Consider the following 16,858-nt stretch of genomic DNA (forward strand, 5'->3'; position numbering starts at 1 on the left):
AGAACAACAATCCGAAGGGCTCAGCATGAACGTACAGCAACAGCCTGTGGCCGACAGTGCGGTGGGTGACGACGACCTGGCACTGTTTCAGGACATGGTGCGGCGCATCCTGCAAGAGGAAGTGGCGCCCGATTATGAAAGCTGGGAAGCGGCACACCAGGTGCCACGTGAACTCTGGCATCGCCTGGGCGAAGCCGGGCTGCTCGGCGTCGATCTGCCGGAAGCCCTGGGCGGCTCCGGGGCCGGGGTCGAAATCTGCCTGATGATCTGCGAAGAGATTTCCGGCCAGGGCTTCGGCGGCCTGGCCAGCGGCTACAACATCCACGCCAATATCGTGATGCCCTACATCCTTCATCTGGGTAGCGAGCAGCAGCAGCGGCACTGGCTGCCGCGCATGGCCAGCGGCGAGGTGCTGGGCGCCATTGCCATGACCGAACCCGGTGCGGGCAGCGACCTGGCCGCCATGCGCACCACTGCGCAGAAGGTTGCCGGTGGCTGGAAGCTCAACGGTGCCAAGGTGTTCATCACCAACGGCCTGCTGGCGGACATGGTGATCGTCTGCGCCAAGACCGACCCGAAGGCCGGTGCCCGCGGCGTGTCGCTGTTCCTGGTCGATACCGCCTTGCCGGGATTCGCCCGCGGCAAGGCGATCCGCAAGATCGGCCAGCATGCCAGCGACACCGCCGAGCTGTTCTTCGACGAGCTGCTGGTGCCTGAGGAGGCGCTGCTGGGTGAAGCCGGCAAGGGCTTCATCCATCTGATGCAGGAACTGCCCCGCGAACGCCTGGGTGTCGCGGCCCAGGCCCTGGGTGCCATCGACGGTGCCCTGCAGCTGACGCTGGACTATGTGCGGGAACGCCGCGCCTTCGGCAAACGCATCGCCGACTTCCAGAACACCCGTTTCACCCTGGCCGACGTGCGGGCGCAGCTGGAAATGGGCCGCGCCTATTTCAATCAGTGCCTGCAGCGCTATGCCCGCGCAGAGATGAGCGGCGCGGATGCGGCCACCCTCAAGCTGCTGCTGAGCGAGATGCAATGCCGCTGCATCGACCGCTGCCTGCAGCTGTTCGGCGGCTACGGCTACACGCTGGAGTACCCGATTTCCCGTTTCTATGCGGATGCACGCATCCAGACCATCTATGCCGGCACCTCCGAAATCATGAAAGAGCTGATCGCCCGCGACATGCTGGGCCCCGCGGCCTGAGCGAACAAGAAGAGGAGTTTCCTGATGCCCGATACAATCGAACTGCAGGATGTGGTGATCGTCGCTGGAGCACGCACCGCCATCGGCGATTTCGGTGGCAGTCTCTCGGCCTACAGCCCGGCCGAACTGGGCACCTTTGCCGGACGCGCCGCCATCGAGCGCGCGGGGCTGGCGGCGGCGGAGATCGACCACTCCATCTTCGGCCATATCATTGCCACCAGTCCCCAAGACGCCTACCTGGCGCGGCACATCGCGCGAAACTGCGGTCTGCCCGACAGTTCCGCGGCGCTGAACGTGAACCGCCTGTGCGGCTCCTCGGTACAGTCGCTGATCTCGGCGGCCCAGATGATCCAGGCCGGGGCCAGCCGTATCGCCCTGGCCGGCGGCGCGGAAAGTATGAGCCAGGGCGCCTACCTGCTGCCGAAACTGCGCTTCGGCCAGCGCCTGGGCGATGCGTCGGCCCAGGACCTGACCGTCGGCATCCTCAGCGACCCTTTCGGCAGCGGCCATATGGGGATCACCGCCGAGAACGTCGCCGCACGCTACGGTTTCACCCGCGAACAGCTGGATCGATATGCCTGCGACAGCCACCGCAAGGCGGCGAACGCCATCGATGCCGGGCACCTGGCCAGCCAGATCGTCGCCGTGCCGGTTCGCCAGGGACGCGACAGCGTGGCCTTCAGCAGGGACGAGCACGTGCGCCCCGACGCGACGCTCGAGAGCCTGCAGAAACTGCGTGCCGCATTCAAGCCCGATGGCCTGGTCACCGCCGGCAACGCCTCCGGCCTCAACGACGCCGCCGCCGCGCTGGTGCTGACCTCCCTGCAGGAAGCCCGGGCGCGCGGGTTGACGCCCAGGGCGCGCTTCGTCAGCTACGCCTTCGCCGGCGTGGAACCGCACCTGATGGGCCTGGGGCCGATCCCGGCGGTGCGACGGGCGCTGAAGCATGCAGGCCTGGACCTGGCCGACATCGACCTCATCGAGAGCAACGAAGCCTTTGCCGCCCAGGCCCTGGCGGTGGCACAGAGCCTGGAGTTCGATCCGGATAAGGTGAACGTCAACGGCGGAGCCATCGCCCACGGGCACCCGGTGGGCGCCACGGGGTCGATCCTGACCTTGAAGGCGTTGTATGAACTGGAACGCCTCGACAGGCGCCGGGCGCTGATCACCCTGTGCATCGGCGGCGGCCAGGGTATCGCCCTGATTATCGAACGTCTCGTGCAGTGAGCGATGAACAGCCGGCCGACGGAGCAAGCCATCCGCGCCGGCTGAATCAGGCCTGCATGCGAGCCAGAGCCTGACGCGACTGAATCGATCCACATCCGTGACAACAACAATTATTCGAGGTGTGTTATGAAACCGGCCACCGAAGCCCAACCGTCGATCGACCGGGTTACCCGCAACACCATCGGCGATGCCCTGCAACGCACCACCCAGCAACGCGGGACGCAAATCGCCCTGGAATACAGAGACCGCCGCTGGAGCTATCAGGCGCTGGACCAGGCGGTCAACCGCGTAGCCAATCATCTGCTGGCAGCGGGCCTGGACAAGGGCGACCGGGTGGCGGCCTACGGCAAGAACTCCGACGCCTACCTGATCCTCTGGCTGGCCTGTACCCGTGCCGGCCTGATTCATGTTCCGGTCAACTTCTCGCTGACCGAACGCGAGCTGGCCTATGTGCTCGACCAGTCGGGCGCTCGCGCGCTGTTTGCCGACGACGGTCTGAATAGCCTCGTCGACCGCGTCTGCGACCCGCAGCAGTTGGCGTTTCGCGGCAGTCTGCACAGCGCTGACGCGGCTGCGAGCCGAAGCGACATTCTCGCCATCGCCAGCGGTTCCGGCTGCGCCCGGGCACCAGAGGTGGCAGTGTCCGAGGACGATGTCGTGCAGTTCCTCTATACCTCCGGCACCACGTCCGACCCCAAGGGCGCGATGCATACTCATCGCTCGTTGATGGCGGAGTATTTCAGCTGCCTGCTGCACCTGGAGATCAAGGCATCCGACCGCTGCCTGGCGGCGCTGCCCCTCTACCATTCGGCCCAGATGCACGTGTTCAGCATGCCAACGCTGCTGGCCGGTGCCTACAGCTGCCTGCTGGATACGCCGGCTCCCGAGGAGATTCTTCGGCTGCTGAAGGAAAAACGACTGAACAGCTTCTTTGCACCGCCCACGGTCTGGATCGCCCTACTGCGCCACGAACAGTTCGTCGAAGCCGAGCTGCAGCATCTGCAGAAGCTCTACTACGGTGCGTCTATCATGCCCGAGCCAATCGCCCGGGAACTGAGCGAGCGGCTGCCGCTGTCGGGCCTCTACAACTGCTACGGGCAGAGCGAGATCGCCCCGCTGGCGGCCGTGCTCTCGCCCGAGGAACACAAGGAGCGCCCGGCCTCCTGCGGGCGGCCGGTGATCAACGTGGAAACGCGGATCATCGATCCGCTGACGGGCGAAGACTGCTCGCCAGGCGTGCCGGGCGAGCTGGTGCACCGCTCGCCGCAGTTGATGACCGGTTACTGGGACAAGCCGGACGAGACCGCGGAGGCCTTCGCCGGCGGCTGGTTCCACTCCGGAGACCTGGGCTATCACGACGAGCAGGGCTATATCTGGATCGTCGATCGCATCAAGGACATCGTGAATACCGGTGGTGTGCTGGTCGCCAGCCGTGATGTGGAAGAAGCGCTCTACAATCATCCGCACGTGGCCGAAGTGGCGGTGATCGGCGTGCCCGACGAGAGGTGGATCGAGGCGATCGTCGCGGTGGTGGTCCTGAAACAGAACGCCGCCGAGGACGCCGAGGCGCTGCTCCGCCATGCCCGTGCCAGCCTGGCCCCCTTCAAGGTGCCGAAACAGGTGCACTTCGTGCCGCAATTGCCGAAGAACTCCTCGGGCAAACTGCTCAAGCGAACCCTGCGCCAGCAGTTCGGCAACCCCATCTGACTACCGTGCTTTCGAGAGCGCCGGTAACCGGCGCCGACGGAAAAAAGGAGGCAACATGCGCCCAGACGCCAGCATCCGCATCGAGGATGACGGGCGGGTACGGATCCTGAGCCTGGATCATCCCGCGCGAAAGAATTCATTGAACTGCAGGCTGTACGACGCCCTGGCAGCGGTTCTGGACGTGGCCGCAGCGGACGACTCCGTGCGGGCACTGGTCATCACCGGCGACGCGCGGATGTTCTGCAGCGGCAATGACCTGGAGGACTTCATCGAGCACCCGATCCGCGATGCCGGGCACCCGGCCTATCGCTTCATGCAACGCTTGAGCACCTACGACAAACCCGTGGTGGCAGCGGTGGAAGGGCATGCGATAGGCATCGGCTGCACCCTGCTGCTGCACTGCGATCTGGTGTATGCCGGGCAGAGCGCATTCTTCCAGTTGCCCTTCGTGGCGCTGGGAATCTGCCCTGAGTTCGGCTCGACCTTCCTCTTGCCGGCCCTGCTGGGACGCCAGCGAGCCGCTGAACTGCTGCTTCTGGGGGAGCGCTTCGACGCTGCGACGGCGGAGTCCCTGGGCCTGCTCAACGGACGGGTCGCCGACGGCGAAGCCTTGGAGCGGGCCCTGCAGGCCGCACGAAAACTGGCCGCGGCGCCGCCGCAAGCGCTGCAAGCCACCAAGCGTTTGCTGGGCAGAGAGCGGCACGCCGGCACGGAGCTCGCCATGCAAGAAGAGCTCGATGCACTGGTCGCCGCCCTGCGGGGCGATGAGTTCGCTCGCGCGACCAGCGCATTCAAACAACAGCGGACGACCAGCCCCTAGACAGCCTCGTCTTCGGGCGAAGGGATATCGCCATGGGCGATACATGAAGCAGCGGTGAACAGCACATCGGTAGACGAGTTGAGCGCGGTTTCCGCCGAGTCCTGAACGACTCCGATGATGAAGCCGACGGCCACCACCTGCATCGCCAGGTCATTGGAGATGCCAAACAGGCTACAGGCCAGCGGAATGAGCAGCAGTGAACCACCAGCCACCCCCGAGGCACCGCAGGCACATACCGCAGCCAGAAGGCTGAGCAGCACCGCCGTGGCGATATCCACCTCGATACCCAGGGTGTTGACCGCCGCCAGGGTAAGCACCGTGATGGTGATCGCTGCGCCGCCCATGTTGATCGTCGCCCCAAGCGGAATGGATACCGAGTAGGTGTCCTTGTGCAGCCCGAGCCGCTGGCAGAGCTGCATGTTCACCGGGATGTTCGCGGCAGAACTACGCGTGAAGAACGCCGTGATACCGCTTTCGCGCAGGCAGGCGAACACCAGCGGATACGGGTTGCGGCGAATCTGCCAGAACACGATCAGCGGATTCATAACCAATGCCATGAACAGCATCGCGCCGACCAGCACCAGCAACAACCGCATGTAGCCCAGCAGCACGTCGAAGCCCGATTCGGCCAGAGTACCGGCTACCAGGCCGAATACCCCCAGCGGGGCGAAGCGGATGACCACCTTGACGATCAAGGTGACGCCATCGGACAGGTCACTGATCAGATGCCGGGTGCTCTCCTGCGCATGACGGAAGGCGAAGCCAAGTCCGATAGCCCAGGCCAGGATGCCGATGAAGTTACCCTCGAGCAGCGCCCGCACCGGGTTAGCCGTGATATTGAACAGCAGCGTCTGCAACACAGCACCCACGCCCGATGGCGGCGTTACATCCGCTGCACCACTGACCAGCGTGAGCGTGGTTGGAAAGATGAAGCTCGCCAGCACAGCAACGACTGCTGCGCTTAGCGTGCCGAGCGCGTACAGCAAGATGATGGGGCGGATATGCGTCGGCTGGCCGCGCTTGTGGTTGGCCAGTGACGAGGTCACCAACACGAACACCAGAATCGGTGCCACCGCTTTGAGCGCCTGCACGAACAGGTCACCGAGAAGAGCTACGGATTTGGCTGCGCCAGGCAGCAGTAGCGCAAGCAAGGCGCCGGCGACAAGACCTACGACGATCTGGGCAACGAGGCTGGTACGGCTGATGAAGCGAATGAATCGAGGCATATCGGACATGGGCGCATCTCGCAGCTCGGCAGGTACGGCCCCGAAACAGCCCGTGCCTGCCATGGAAAAACGCCGGATGGTACGCCGCTCTTCCACCCATGCCCAGCGTTGTGCTGTCACGGGGCACGGAAGGCGACGGATCAATGCTCGCAAATAGCGAAAGGTGCCATTGCGGCGCCTAGCGCATGTCAGACCTGAAAGCGCGCTACCAGGCCGTTCAGGTCGATGGCCAAGCGCGCCAATTCCTGGCTTGCCGCGCTGGTCTGATTGGCACCTGCCGAGGACTGCAGCGACAGGTCACGGATGTTGACCAGATTGCGATCCACTTCCCGTGCGACCTGAGCCTGTTCTTCGGAGGCGCTGGCGATCACCAGGTTGCGCTCGCTGATCTGGCTGATCGCCGAGGTGATGCCATCGAGGGCTTCACCGGCCGCCCGGGCCATTTCCAACGTAGTACGGGCGCGCTCGTTGCTCGACTGCATCGCATGCACGGCCTTGTCAGTCCCCTGATGCACGCTGCCAATCATCTGTTCGATCTCTCCAGTGGACTGCTGGGTACGATGCGCCAGGGCACGCACTTCATCGGCAACAACCGCGAAGCCGCGGCCGGCGTCGCCAGCCCGAGCCGCCTCGATCGCGGCATTCAGCGCGAGCAGATTGGTCTGTTCGGCAATCGAGCGGATCACTTCCAGCACCTTGCTGATGTCCCGCACCTGACTGGCAAGATGCTCCACTTCGCCGGCGGTATTGGTCACGTCGTTTGCCAGCAGGTTGATGGACTCGACTGTCTGCATCACCTGCTTGCGTCCGCGCTGTGCGGTGTCATTGGAGTCCTGGGAGGCCTCGGAGGTGGCCACCGCATTGCGCGCCACCTCGTCTACGGCTGCGGTCATCTCGTTCACAGCGGCAGCCGCTTGTTCGATTTCGTGGTTCTGCTGGTGCAGGCCGCGGGTAGAGTCCTCAGTCACCGCGTTGAGCTCCTCGGCCGCCGAGGCAAGCTGATTGGACGATTCGGCGATGCCGTGAATGGTCCCGCGCAGATTGGCTTGCATGGCTTTAAGCGATGTCAACAGACGGGCCGGCTCGTCCTTGCCCTCGACAGCGAATTCGCCGGTCAGATCACCACCCGCGATACGCTCGGCGACCAAAACAGCAGTTCCCAACGGGCCCACGACGCTGCGGGTGAACACCCAGGCCAGCGCTACAGTGATGGCGGCAGCGAACACCAGCGTCGCAACCACCCAGCTGAACGCCGTGTCGTATTGTGCGGACGCGCGATTCGCCGCCCGCCCAGCTTCCTCGCTATTAATGGCTAAAAGATCGTTCAACGACGCGGTCACGTTATCCGCGTGCTCGTTGATTTCGCCGTTGATTGTTGTCACGGCCTGGACGCGCTCACCGCGGACCATATGCTCCATGACACGTTGCTGCAGCAGCAGATATTGGTCGAAGCTCTGCTTGAAGCGTTCATACGCTACACGTTCGTCAGCCGTGGTTACTAGCTTGGCATAATCGGCATCGCGTTGAGCCACTTCGCTGCGCAACTGAGTCAAGCGCTGAGCGGTCTCCTGCAGCATCTGCGATTCTTCAGCCAGTGCCAGTCGCAGGGTGTTAGCCCGAATGCGCATGACCGTGACGTTCAGCTCACTGAGCGCCATGATGCTGGGTAGCCAGTTTCTATCGACTTCCCTGCTCTCCTCGCGCATGTTGATCATCTGGTTCAGTGCGAACAGGCCGAGGAAAAGAACGAGCGTACCAATCAGGCCGAAACCCAGAGTTGAACGTTTACCAATAGTGAGCGAGCGAATCGACATGGGACTACCTTCTCCATGAAAAACGGAACAGCGTCACAAACCGTGACTTGCTTCGTTATCGGAAGGCCTGACAACCACTTGAACATTGACGCCAATTTTTTGGTTCATCGCGGATAAGCGTGAAAGCGAAGAGAGACGGCGGTAAGAAGGGCTAAGGTGGTGTTCGCCAAAACATCCCTGACCCAACCACCGCCGTCGCCATGGATGCTAGTTTGCTCACCCTTTTCTGGGAAGGCTTCGAGCTGGATAGCTACGAGCTTCTCGGTACCCATAGCCTGCTGATCAGGCTCAAGCCTGATCCCTCAAGGCTGCCTTGTTGCAGCGGTTGCGGGCAGTCCACATTTCGCCTTCATGACACCAGTTGTCGCCGGGTTCGCGAGCGCGATCTGCTGCAATACCGCGTCTGGCTGGAGGTTCCTGTTCGCCGGGTTCGTTGTCCTGCATGCGGTCCTCGGCGCGAACAGATCGATTGGCTAGCCGGTCGCCAGCCGCTTACTCGTGCGATGGTCGGCTGGGTGGAAACCTTGGTTCGTCTGCTGCCGATCAAGCATGTAGCCGATCTGGTGGGGCTTCATTGGCACACGGTCAAAGCCATCGACCTTGGCCGTCTCCACCGGGACATTGCAGCGCCGGACCTGAGCCGAGTCCGCCGCCTGATCATGGACGAGTTCGCCCTGTACAAGGGGCATCGCTATGCCACCGTGGCGATCTGTGCCGATACCCAGCAAGTGCTGTGGATTGGTGAGGGCCGCAGCCGCGAGGCCGTGCGCCCCTTCTTCGAGTGGATGGGTAAACAAGCCTGTGCTCGGATCGAGGCGGTTGCGATGGACATGAACACGGCGATGGACCTGGAAGTCCAGGCGCACTGCCCCAACGCTCGAGTGGTCTACGACCTGTTTCACGTAGTGGCCAAGTTTGGCCGAGAGGTCGTTGATCGGGTTCGAGTCGATCAGGCAAATCGACTGAAGGCTGACCCTGCCGGTCGGCGGGCGATCAAGCGCTCGCGCTGGTTATTGCTGCGTAACAGGCAGAATCTCGATAAGCCCCAGACACTCAAACTCGATGAGCTGCTGGCAGCCAACACGCCGCTGATGACGGCTTACCTGCTCAAGACCCAACTGAAGGAACTCTGGTATGCACCGAGCGAGCATGAAGCGCGGCGCCGGTGGAGCGAGTGGTTCAGACTCGCTCAGGAAAGTGGCCTGCAACCTCTTCAGGCCTTTGCCAGGCGGTTGAAGGCCTACGTCGAAGGCATCGTGTCCAGCGCGCGGTTCCGACTCAACACCAGCGTGCTCGAGGGGATGAACAACCGCATCAAGGTCATCAAGCGAATGGCGTACGGTTACCGGGATAACGCCTACTTTTTCCTCAAGATCAAAGCGGCGTTTCCCGGCAAGGTGCGATGAACCAATTTTTTGCCTATTCCGCCCTCCTCACCGACTAACGGTTCGAATGGCCATCACCACCTCACAAGATGGCCATCACCCTAACGGTTCGAATGGCCATCACCACCTCACAAGATGGCCATCACCGCACGTCAAACATCTGTTCGGCCAACTTGCGGTCTCCCTGGAACACCATCAGATGCCATCGACCAGCCACAACCTCATGAGGTTCGGTAAATTCGAATGCCATTACCTCCGTTTCAGCACCCGGCATTAGCGCTTGCACGACCTCGAACTTGTCATGTCGCTTGCCATCGGGCGTCACCACGCCTGGCGTCAGGTACAGCAAGGTCAGCGGCGTATCGGCTTCGCGCTTGCCAGCAAGGCGATAGCGCAGGCCGAATTTGCTTCCGAGTCGCGCCGGCACCTCAGTCGCCTGGCGAATGGGCTGATCACGACGAGTCAATACCCGCTCGCCTGGCTCGAAATCCTCTTTGACGGTTTCGAACACGCCGTACTCCACGGCACCCACGACCTCGACCTGCGCCAGCGCTGCGGGCGAATTCACACCCAGTGCCATGGCGACGAACGCCCAACGAGTGAACGACATGGAACCTGCTCCTTCCTGTTTGCGAAGCAGGCAGGTTATGACGCACCGATTACAACCTCATGACGCTCAACGAAGTTCAGCCTGACGCTTGCGAGGCAGCAGCGCGAGAAAGTTATCTCGCGCCACGCCTTGCGCTACGGAGGCTGGAAGTGCATCGAGAAAGGGAGCGAAGGCGTGCATACCGGTCGCCAGATTATCGAAATGGCCGACCACGTCCGAGCCGATAACGAAACGCTTGGGATGCCGCTTCACCAGCGCGACCCACTTCGGGTCGGGACGCTTATCTTCGTCCAGCAGATAAGGTTGCAACATGGTCCAAGAAAGGTCGATGTACAGATTCGGGTAGTCATCGAGCAGGCGACTGACCGTATCGTGCAGGAATTCAAGCTTCTCCTGATGCCGATGCAGCTCCATGCTGGTTCCGGCATGAGCCCAGATAAAGCGTGTATGCGGATGATTGCGCAACGGCTCCTCCAACTCGACCAGGTAGAGCGGATTGCGCTCTCGCTTGGAAGTGATGTTGGAATGCAGCATCACCGGCAGATCGAACTCCGCCGCCAGGTGATAGACCCTGGCCAGCGCCTCGTTGTTGGCCCGCGGCGTGTCGCCCTCGGTCAGCGCAGTCACGTCATCGTGTCGGGTAAATATTTCGCCCAGTCCCTGCCAGAGGCCCGGGTTCAGCTCCAGCATGCGGCGGATATGCGCATCGGCGTTCTTGTCGTTTGGGTTGAACCCGGAAAGAAACGGATGGAAGCGCTTGCGCTGCTCTTCATCCAGATCTTCCAGTGCCGCAGCGACCAGCACGTCGGTCGCGCTGTACCAGTACACCGGCGCATCGTCACCGGCATAGTAGCGAGGCCGCTTGGGCTCGTTCTCGTGCCATTTCTTCGCCACCGGAATGCCGCTGAGCATCACATGATCGATGCCGCCCGCATCCATCGCCGCTAGCAGCTTCTGCATGCCGTCGGTTTCCTGGAAAAAATCCACATAGTGAAGATGCGCATCGCTGTAGCGATAGTCACGCCCTTCCCCTGCCGCGACGGACGCCAGCGTAACAAGGGCTACAACGGAAAATATTCTGAAAATGTACAAAGCTCGGTCCTCCTGACAGCCAGCGAGTAGACCGTCAGGAGGGCCACCCGTTCAGCTTTGCCATGCTGCGGGACACGATCAGAGACTCAGTTGAGACATACCCCCCACCGTATTTGACTGAAATCAACGCTCAGCCATCTCCTGCGCACTAGTCTCATGACCACCACCGCGCAGCCTGCCGCCTGACTGCGCGCTGCGTTTCCTTCCGCTTCAGTAAAGGACCCATCGCATGGCAATGAAAACCATCAGCGCGCACGGAACATTGAATGCCGGAATGGCAATCGAGGTGCAATGTGGCAACCACCGTCTGATCATGGACCAGCCGAAGAACGCGGCAGGCCAGGATCTCGGCCCGACGCCGCTGGAAGCCATCCTGGCGGCAGTGGCCGGGTGTTTCGGCACCATAGGCCGCTTCATCGCTCACCAGCAGAAGATCGAGCTGCGTGGCATGCGCTTCGAGATCGAAGCCGATTACGATCCCGCCGGGCTGCTCGGACGCGACCCCGCTGTACGGCCGGGCTTTCAGGAGTTGCGCGTCAAGGTGGACATCGACGCCGATCTGGATCGAGCCGGCAAGCAGGCATTGCTGGAGCAGATCGAGCAGCGTTGCCCGGTAGCCGATAATCTCACCCACGGCACCCGTCTGGTCAGCGTCCTGCTCTGAAGCACTCCGAAACAAAAACGGCCCGTCACTTGACGGGCCGTTCGTACACCGCTGCCGGGGATCAGGCCGATAGTTCGACCAGCAGTTTGTTCAGACGCTGCACGTAAGCAGCCGGATCCTTCAGGCTATCGCCCGCCGCCAGCGCAGCCTGGTCGAACAGGATGTGCGCCAGATCCGCGAAGCGATCCTCGTCCGGCTCGGCATCGAGCTTTTCGATCAGCGGATGCTGCGGGTTGATCTCGAAGATCGGCTTGGACTCTGGCACCTTCTGCCCGCTTGCCTCGAGAATCTGCCGCATCTGCAGGCCCAGGTCCTGCTCGCCGATGGCGAGAATCGCCGGCGAGTCGGTCAGACGATGGGAGACACGCACCTCGGCGACTTCGTCACCTAGCGCGCCCTTCAGACGCTCGACCAGGCCCTCCTTGGTCTTGGCGATTTCCTCTTGGGCCTTCTTGTCCTCTTCGGAGTCCAGCTTGCCCAGATCCAGATCGCCGCGCACGACATCGGCGAACTGCTTGCCGTCGAATTCGGTCAGGTAGCTCATCAGCCATTCGTCGATGCGGTCGGTGAGCAAGAGCACTTCGACACCTTTCTTGCGGAAGACTTCCAGGTGCGGGCTGTTCTTGACCTGCGCGTAGCTTTCACCGGTGAGGTAGTAAACCTTGTCCTGACCGTCCTTCATGCGCGACAGGTAATCGGCCAGCGAAACCGACTGCTCGCCCGATGCGTCGCTGGTGGAGGCGAAGCGCAGCAGACTGGCGATCTTCTCCTTGTTGGCGAAATCTTCCGCCGGACCTTCCTTGAGCACCTGACCGAACTGCGACCAGAACTTCTTGTAGTCCTCGGGCTTGTCCTTGGCCAGCTTCTCCAGCATGTCCAGCACGCGCTTGGTCAAAGCCGTCTTCATCGAATCGATGACCGGATCCTTCTGCAGGATCTCGCGGGACACGTTGAGCGACAGATCGTTGGAATCGACCACACCCTTGATGAAGCGCAGGTACAGCGGCAGGAACTCGTCGGCCTGGTCCATGATGAATACGCGCTGCACGTAGAGCTTCAGGCCCTTCGGCGCCTCGCGGTGATACAGATCGAATGGCGCGCGGCCGGGCACATAGAGCAGCGAGGTGTACTCGAGCTTGCCCTCGACCTTGTTGTGACTCCAGGACAGTGGATTGTCGAAGTCATGCGCGACGTGCTTGTAGAACTCCTGATACTCCTCGTCTTTCACCTCGCTGCGCGGACGGGTCCACAGGGCGCTGGCACGGTTGACGGTTTCCCACTCCGGCTCGGCGGACTCGTCCTTCTCCTCACCATGGAATTCCTTCGGCAGTTCGATCGGCAGCGCGATGTGATCCGAGTATTTCTTGACGATGTTGCGCAGGCGCCAGCCATCGGCAAACTCTTCTTCGCCCTTCTTCAGGTGCAGGACGATGCGGGTGCCACGTTCGGGCTTGTCGATGGTGGCGACTTCGAACTCGCCTTCGCCCTGCGACGACCAATGCACACCTTCGCTGGCTGGTGTGCCGGCGCGGCGGCTGTAGACATCAACCTTGTCGGCGACGATGAAGGCGGAATAGAAGCCCACACCGAACTGGCCGATCAGGTGCGAATCCTTCTTCTGGTCGCCGGAGAGGTTCTTCAGGAAGTCGGCGGTGCCGGACTTGGCGATGGTGCCCAGGTGCGCGATCACGTCGTCGCGGTTCATGCCGATGCCGTTATCCTCGAGGGTGACGGTCCCGGCATCCTTGTCGAAGCTGAGGCGGATCTTCAGGTCGGCGCCGCCCTCAAGCAGCTCCGGCTTGGCCAGCGCTTCGAAACGCAGCTTGTCGGCGGCATCGGAGGCATTGGAAATCAGCTCGCGAAGGAAGATTTCCTTGTTGGAATACAGCGAATGGATCATCAGATGAAGCAGTTGCTTCACTTCGGTCTGGAAGCCCAGGGTTTCTTTTTGAGTCTCCACACTCATCGTCTACAAACTCCACATCAGCGTAATGGCACGGACCGCGACTGCGGCGATGTCTGGCAGATGGGGGCATGACGATGATTTTCAAGGGCAGCCGACGCGGCGCGACGTCGGCCAGTCCACTTAAGGATCAACAAGTTCGAGTAGCACGATCTCCCCGGGAGCCAAGTTGTAGGTCGCTTCGCCGGGGCCGCTGATGACCCGCCTGATGATCAGATTGCCCTCACGATCCAGACCGGCGAAGCGCCCTTCCGCAACACCACCGCGCTCGGTGTGCGCGCGCATCAACAGGTGCTGATAGCGCTCAGGTGTGCGCAGGACCTGCTCCATCGAGAAGCGCAGTCGCCGATCCAGACCGCTTTGCGGCACCGTCGCAGCAACGGGCTCGGCCGCCTTGGCCGTCGTTACAGGTGTCTCGACCGCTGCTTCGGCCAGGGGCGGATAGTCATCGCCCCTGACGTGCCAGCCCTGCTCGTTCTTTGCCAGGCGCAGCGTGAACGCCTGCATCTCGCCCCTCACCTGAGCCTGGACCTCAACCTCCAACTCTTCGGCCGGCAACGTGACGGCAGGGGCCGACTGCAACGTTACTTCCCGGCTCGCGTGACGACGCTGTAGGTAGTCCTCGATCACGAAGGCCAGGGTAGCCCGCGAATCATGGCGGCGGTCGATCTGACCGTTCAGGTATCGCAGGCGATTCGTGTACAGCTCGATGACGCCGGTGAGACTGGTGTCGAACTGTGGCGGCAGTACGAGATGGAAATCGCCACGCAGCTTGTTCGGCGCCACCGACTGCAGATCGAGATGCAACGTGTACCCGCGATCGAGGCGTCGTGTCTCCGGCAGCTCCTGATCGGGGTTCAGCCAGGCTATTTCGACCTCAGGCAATGCGCCGATATCGTCGGGCAGTACGTCGATGCGTAATGCCCCCTCGATCGGTTCGCGCAAGCGAATCGTCACCTCCTGGCGAGCGAAGAACCCCTTCCCCTCACGCAGGCTCAGTACGCCGTTGATGAGTTCCCCCTGTTGCGGCGCGAATCGACGTCCGTTCAGCTCTCCACGCACCCCCATGGCAAGATCGGGCTCGACCTGGGTTGGCAGCCAACGCAGCGCGAAAATCGCCTCCAGCCGCTCGGCATCGCGACTGGCCAGCAGCGACAGCCCCACGATCAGCGGAATGAAACCCAGACAGGACAGGATCAGCGCCTTGCGCGCAACGCGCCAGTGGCTGAATACGAACGCCAACGTCAACGGAGGCAGCAGGCTACCCAGGCCCCAGAGCAAGCTCGTCGAGAATGCCAGGCTGATGAGCCAGACGGCGCCGGCAAGAATCAGCAGCAAGCCGCCGAGGATCAAAAGTGCTTCCATTCGAGTTCCTTCACGCAATCGCACAAGGTGACGCCGCACACCGCAACGCCGCCACCCTGACGAATGCGTCAGGGCTCGTCGATCTTGAAATGGCAGCGGGCAGTGGCGATGGGCTCGGCCTGATGGGTCTGCCAGGCGGTGATCGCAACATTGGCGACCCTACGACCCTGGCGCCAGACCTGGCAGGCGGCAAAGGTGTCACGATAGTGACCGGCACGTAGATAATCTATCGAGAAGTCGATGATTTTGGGCAAATGTGGCGCGCCCATGAACATCAGCAGATGCAACATCGCCGCGTGCTCCATGAAGCCTGCGATGACACCGCCGTGAATGGCCGGCAGCGGGTTGCCGATGTTGTCCTCGTTCTGCGGTAGACGAAAAACCATTTCGTCACCGAGCCGCAGGCACTCGATGCCGATCAGCTTGGCGTACGGCACCAGTTTGATCAGCGAGTCGTAATCGTTGTTGGCATGTGCATGCTGGACCAGCTCGCTGAGGTTGAGATCGCTCATACGCCGCCCTCCTTGCCCATAGTTGCCGGTGCAGCCTTGCCCATGCGCATGAAGGTGCCTACCACATGCGCGATCGGCTCGTTGATGTCGCGCTGATAGGCGACGCCACGAGTAAAGATGACCGTTGGGGTGACGCGGTAGCACTCGGCGAAGCCGAAGATATCGTGTCCGGCCTCGGCGGGGTGCATGTAGTCGATTCGTAGATCGAGCGTCGGACAAACTTCCAGCTCCGGCAGGGCGCAGGCCGTGGAAATCCCGCAGGTGGTGTCCATCAGCGTGGTGATTGCGCCGCCATGGACTCCGCCGGTTTCCGGATTCCCGATAATCTTCTCGCTGTACGGAAGGCGCAGGGTAAGGCCCCGGCTGTCGGCGTGCTCAACCGTCAGACCCAGTACCTGACAATGTCGCAGAAAGGACAAAAAGCGCTGAGTGCGCTCGAGTATCTGGCTATCGCTCATTCGAATTCTCGGGGAATTGCTCAAGGCGCGCATGATACCGCCTTGCCATGTGTGCGCCCTATTCCTTGGGCATTTCGGCCGGGGAAGTTGGCGTGAATACCATCACCCCGAGCACGTCCGAGTGGAATTCGCGGCGGTAGAGAATCAGTACTACGCCGGTGGTGACCAACATGAAGAACCATGGGTGAACGAACCAGGCCAAGGTGGCCATGCCGAAATAATAGGCGCGCAAGCCGAAGTTGAACTGGTTGGCCGCCATGGAAAGGACCCTCGCCGCACGCTCGGCGAAAGCCCTGCGCTCCTGATCACTGACGTTGCGCTCGCCCACCATCGGCGCCGAAGCAACCAATACCGCGGCGAAGTTGTACTGGCGCATGCACCAGCTGAAGGTGAAGAAGGCATAGACGAAGACGACCGCCAGACACAGCAGCTTGACTTCCGAAAGTCCGCGGCTGACCGGCTGTGCGAATGGCAAGTCGGCCAGTAGCGAAACCGCTCGATCGGATGCACCCAGCGCGGTCAGGATGCCTGCAAGGATGATCAACGTGCTGGACGCAAAGAACGATGCGTTGCGCTCCAGATTGCCGATCACGTTGGCATCGGCGATACGGTTGTCGCGCAACAGCAGGCGCTGCATCCAGTCCTGCCGGTAAAGATGCAACACACTCGCCAAACAAGCCGTATCCCGCCCGCGCCAGCTCGCGTAGCGGGTGTATCCAGCCCAACAGACGATGAACCAAAGCACGGCGATCAAATGCGGCAGGATTGAATCGGATAGCGTCATGGCGCGCCCTCGGAGACCTCACGCGAT

15 protein-coding genes are annotated in these 16,858 nt (G+C 62.0%); 6 read left to right on the forward strand and 9 right to left on the reverse strand.

Annotated elements, in window-relative coordinates:
• The first annotated feature begins 25 nt into the window (after positions 1–25).
• The 4 genes from P5704_003240 (at position 26) to P5704_003255 (ending at position 4,958) form a co-directional block, all read left to right on the forward strand.
• Entirely contained in the window at positions 26–1,204 is a 1,179-nt protein-coding gene (locus P5704_003240; GenBank protein ID WOF79532.1) for an acyl-CoA dehydrogenase family protein, read from the forward strand.
• A gap of 36 nt (positions 1,205–1,240) precedes the next feature.
• Positions 1,241–2,431 carry a beta-ketothiolase BktB gene (gene bktB / locus P5704_003245; GenBank protein WOF81157.1) on the forward strand — a complete coding sequence of 397 codons (1,191 nt, stop codon included), beginning with the start codon at positions 1,241–1,243 and terminating at the stop codon, positions 2,429–2,431.
• A gap of 126 nt (positions 2,432–2,557) precedes the next feature.
• Positions 2,558–4,138: a fatty acyl-CoA synthetase gene (locus P5704_003250; protein WOF79533.1), complete on the forward strand. Its 1,581-nt coding sequence runs from the start codon at positions 2,558–2,560 to the stop codon at positions 4,136–4,138.
• 55 nt (positions 4,139–4,193) lie between these two features.
• A complete protein-coding gene (locus tag P5704_003255) occupies positions 4,194–4,958 on the forward strand; it encodes an enoyl-CoA hydratase-related protein (GenBank protein WOF79534.1) in 765 nt (254 codons plus the stop codon).
• On the opposite strand, the gene sstT is transcribed toward P5704_003255, so the two are convergent.
• Both sstT and P5704_003265 read right to left on the reverse strand, forming a co-directional pair.
• Positions 4,955–6,193: a serine/threonine transporter SstT gene (gene sstT, locus P5704_003260; protein ID WOF79535.1), complete on the reverse strand. Its 1,239-nt coding sequence runs from the start codon at positions 6,191–6,193 to the stop codon at positions 4,955–4,957. The two genes, P5704_003255 and sstT, sit on opposite strands and share 4 nt — an antisense overlap.
• A 179-nt stretch (positions 6,194–6,372) precedes the next feature.
• Positions 6,373–7,998 (reverse strand): methyl-accepting chemotaxis protein, encoded by a 1,626-nt coding sequence (locus P5704_003265; protein WOF79536.1) that lies wholly within the window; start codon positions 7,996–7,998, stop codon positions 6,373–6,375.
• Positions 7,999–8,198: 200 nt separating this feature from the next.
• Here P5704_003265 and P5704_003270 point away from each other — a divergent pair, with 200 nt between their 5' ends.
• Complete coding sequence (locus tag P5704_003270) at positions 8,199–9,404, forward strand: ISL3 family transposase (protein WOF79537.1); 1,206 nt, start codon at positions 8,199–8,201, stop codon at positions 9,402–9,404.
• Between the two features lie 121 nt (positions 9,405–9,525).
• On the opposite strand, the gene P5704_003275 is transcribed toward P5704_003270, so the two are convergent.
• Entirely contained in the window at positions 9,526–9,993 is a 468-nt protein-coding gene (locus tag P5704_003275) for a DUF3859 domain-containing protein (GenBank protein ID WOF79538.1), read from the reverse strand.
• 66 nt (positions 9,994–10,059) lie between these two features.
• Positions 10,060–11,085, reverse strand: a complete 1,026-nt coding sequence (locus P5704_003280) for an amidohydrolase family protein (GenBank protein ID WOF79539.1) — start codon at positions 11,083–11,085, stop codon at positions 10,060–10,062.
• Positions 11,086–11,314: 229 nt separating this feature from the next.
• On the opposite strand from P5704_003280, the gene P5704_003285 reads away from it, so the two are divergent.
• On the forward strand, positions 11,315–11,749 hold the full coding sequence (locus P5704_003285; GenBank protein WOF79540.1) for an OsmC family protein: 435 nt from the start codon (positions 11,315–11,317) through the stop codon (positions 11,747–11,749).
• 61 nt (positions 11,750–11,810) lie between these two features.
• On the opposite strand, the gene htpG is transcribed toward P5704_003285, so the two are convergent.
• The 5 genes from htpG to P5704_003310 all read right to left on the reverse strand — a co-directional run bounded on the left by htpG (position 11,811) and on the right by P5704_003310 (position 16,831).
• Positions 11,811–13,715 carry a molecular chaperone HtpG gene (gene htpG, locus P5704_003290; GenBank protein WOF79541.1) on the reverse strand — a complete coding sequence of 635 codons (1,905 nt, stop codon included), beginning with the start codon at positions 13,713–13,715 and terminating at the stop codon, positions 11,811–11,813.
• Between the two features lie 120 nt (positions 13,716–13,835).
• Entirely contained in the window at positions 13,836–15,077 is a 1,242-nt protein-coding gene (locus tag P5704_003295) for an MFS transporter (GenBank protein ID WOF79542.1), read from the reverse strand.
• Positions 15,078–15,145: 68 nt separating this feature from the next.
• Positions 15,146–15,589: a PaaI family thioesterase gene (locus P5704_003300; protein WOF79543.1), complete on the reverse strand. Its 444-nt coding sequence runs from the start codon at positions 15,587–15,589 to the stop codon at positions 15,146–15,148.
• Positions 15,586–16,047: a PaaI family thioesterase gene (locus tag P5704_003305; GenBank protein ID WOF79544.1), complete on the reverse strand. Its 462-nt coding sequence runs from the start codon at positions 16,045–16,047 to the stop codon at positions 15,586–15,588. Before P5704_003305 ends, P5704_003300 begins: the two co-directional genes overlap by 4 nt.
• Before the next feature lie 58 nt (positions 16,048–16,105).
• Positions 16,106–16,831, reverse strand: coding sequence for a DUF599 family protein (locus tag P5704_003310; GenBank protein WOF79545.1), 726 nt, complete (start codon positions 16,829–16,831; stop codon positions 16,106–16,108).
• Positions 16,832–16,858: the final 27 nt, after the last annotated feature.

The sequence above is a fragment of the Pseudomonas sp. FeN3W genome (genome assembly GCA_030263805.2).
In the GTDB taxonomy this organism is placed as follows: Bacteria; Pseudomonadota; Gammaproteobacteria; order Pseudomonadales; family Pseudomonadaceae; genus Stutzerimonas; species Stutzerimonas stutzeri_G.

What these genes read in the sequence shown, in the direction of transcription:
- P5704_003240 (WOF79532.1), top strand. Translation starts at nt 26, where the DNA reads ATGAACGTACAGCAACAGCCTGTGGCCGACAGTGCGGTGGGTGACGAC.
- P5704_003250 (WOF79533.1), top strand. Translation starts at nt 2,558, where the DNA reads ATGAAACCGGCCACCGAAGCCCAACCGTCGATCGACCGGGTTACCCGC.
- P5704_003255 (WOF79534.1), top strand. Translation starts at nt 4,194, where the DNA reads ATGCGCCCAGACGCCAGCATCCGCATCGAGGATGACGGGCGGGTACGG.
- sstT (WOF79535.1), bottom strand. Translation starts at nt 6,193, where the DNA reads ATGTCCGATATGCCTCGATTCATTCGCTTCATCAGCCGTACCAGCCTC.
- P5704_003265 (WOF79536.1), bottom strand. Translation starts at nt 7,998, where the DNA reads ATGTCGATTCGCTCGCTCACTATTGGTAAACGTTCAACTCTGGGTTTC.
- P5704_003270 (WOF79537.1), top strand. Translation starts at nt 8,199, where the DNA reads ATGGATGCTAGTTTGCTCACCCTTTTCTGGGAAGGCTTCGAGCTGGAT.
- P5704_003275 (WOF79538.1), bottom strand. Translation starts at nt 9,993, where the DNA reads ATGTCGTTCACTCGTTGGGCGTTCGTCGCCATGGCACTGGGTGTGAAT.
- P5704_003285 (WOF79540.1), top strand. Translation starts at nt 11,315, where the DNA reads ATGGCAATGAAAACCATCAGCGCGCACGGAACATTGAATGCCGGAATG.
- htpG (WOF79541.1), bottom strand. Translation starts at nt 13,715, where the DNA reads ATGAGTGTGGAGACTCAAAAAGAAACCCTGGGCTTCCAGACCGAAGTG.
- P5704_003295 (WOF79542.1), bottom strand. Translation starts at nt 15,077, where the DNA reads ATGGAAGCACTTTTGATCCTCGGCGGCTTGCTGCTGATTCTTGCCGGC.
- P5704_003300 (WOF79543.1), bottom strand. Translation starts at nt 15,589, where the DNA reads ATGAGCGATCTCAACCTCAGCGAGCTGGTCCAGCATGCACATGCCAAC.
- P5704_003305 (WOF79544.1), bottom strand. Translation starts at nt 16,047, where the DNA reads ATGAGCGATAGCCAGATACTCGAGCGCACTCAGCGCTTTTTGTCCTTT.
- P5704_003310 (WOF79545.1), bottom strand. Translation starts at nt 16,831, where the DNA reads ATGACGCTATCCGATTCAATCCTGCCGCATTTGATCGCCGTGCTTTGG.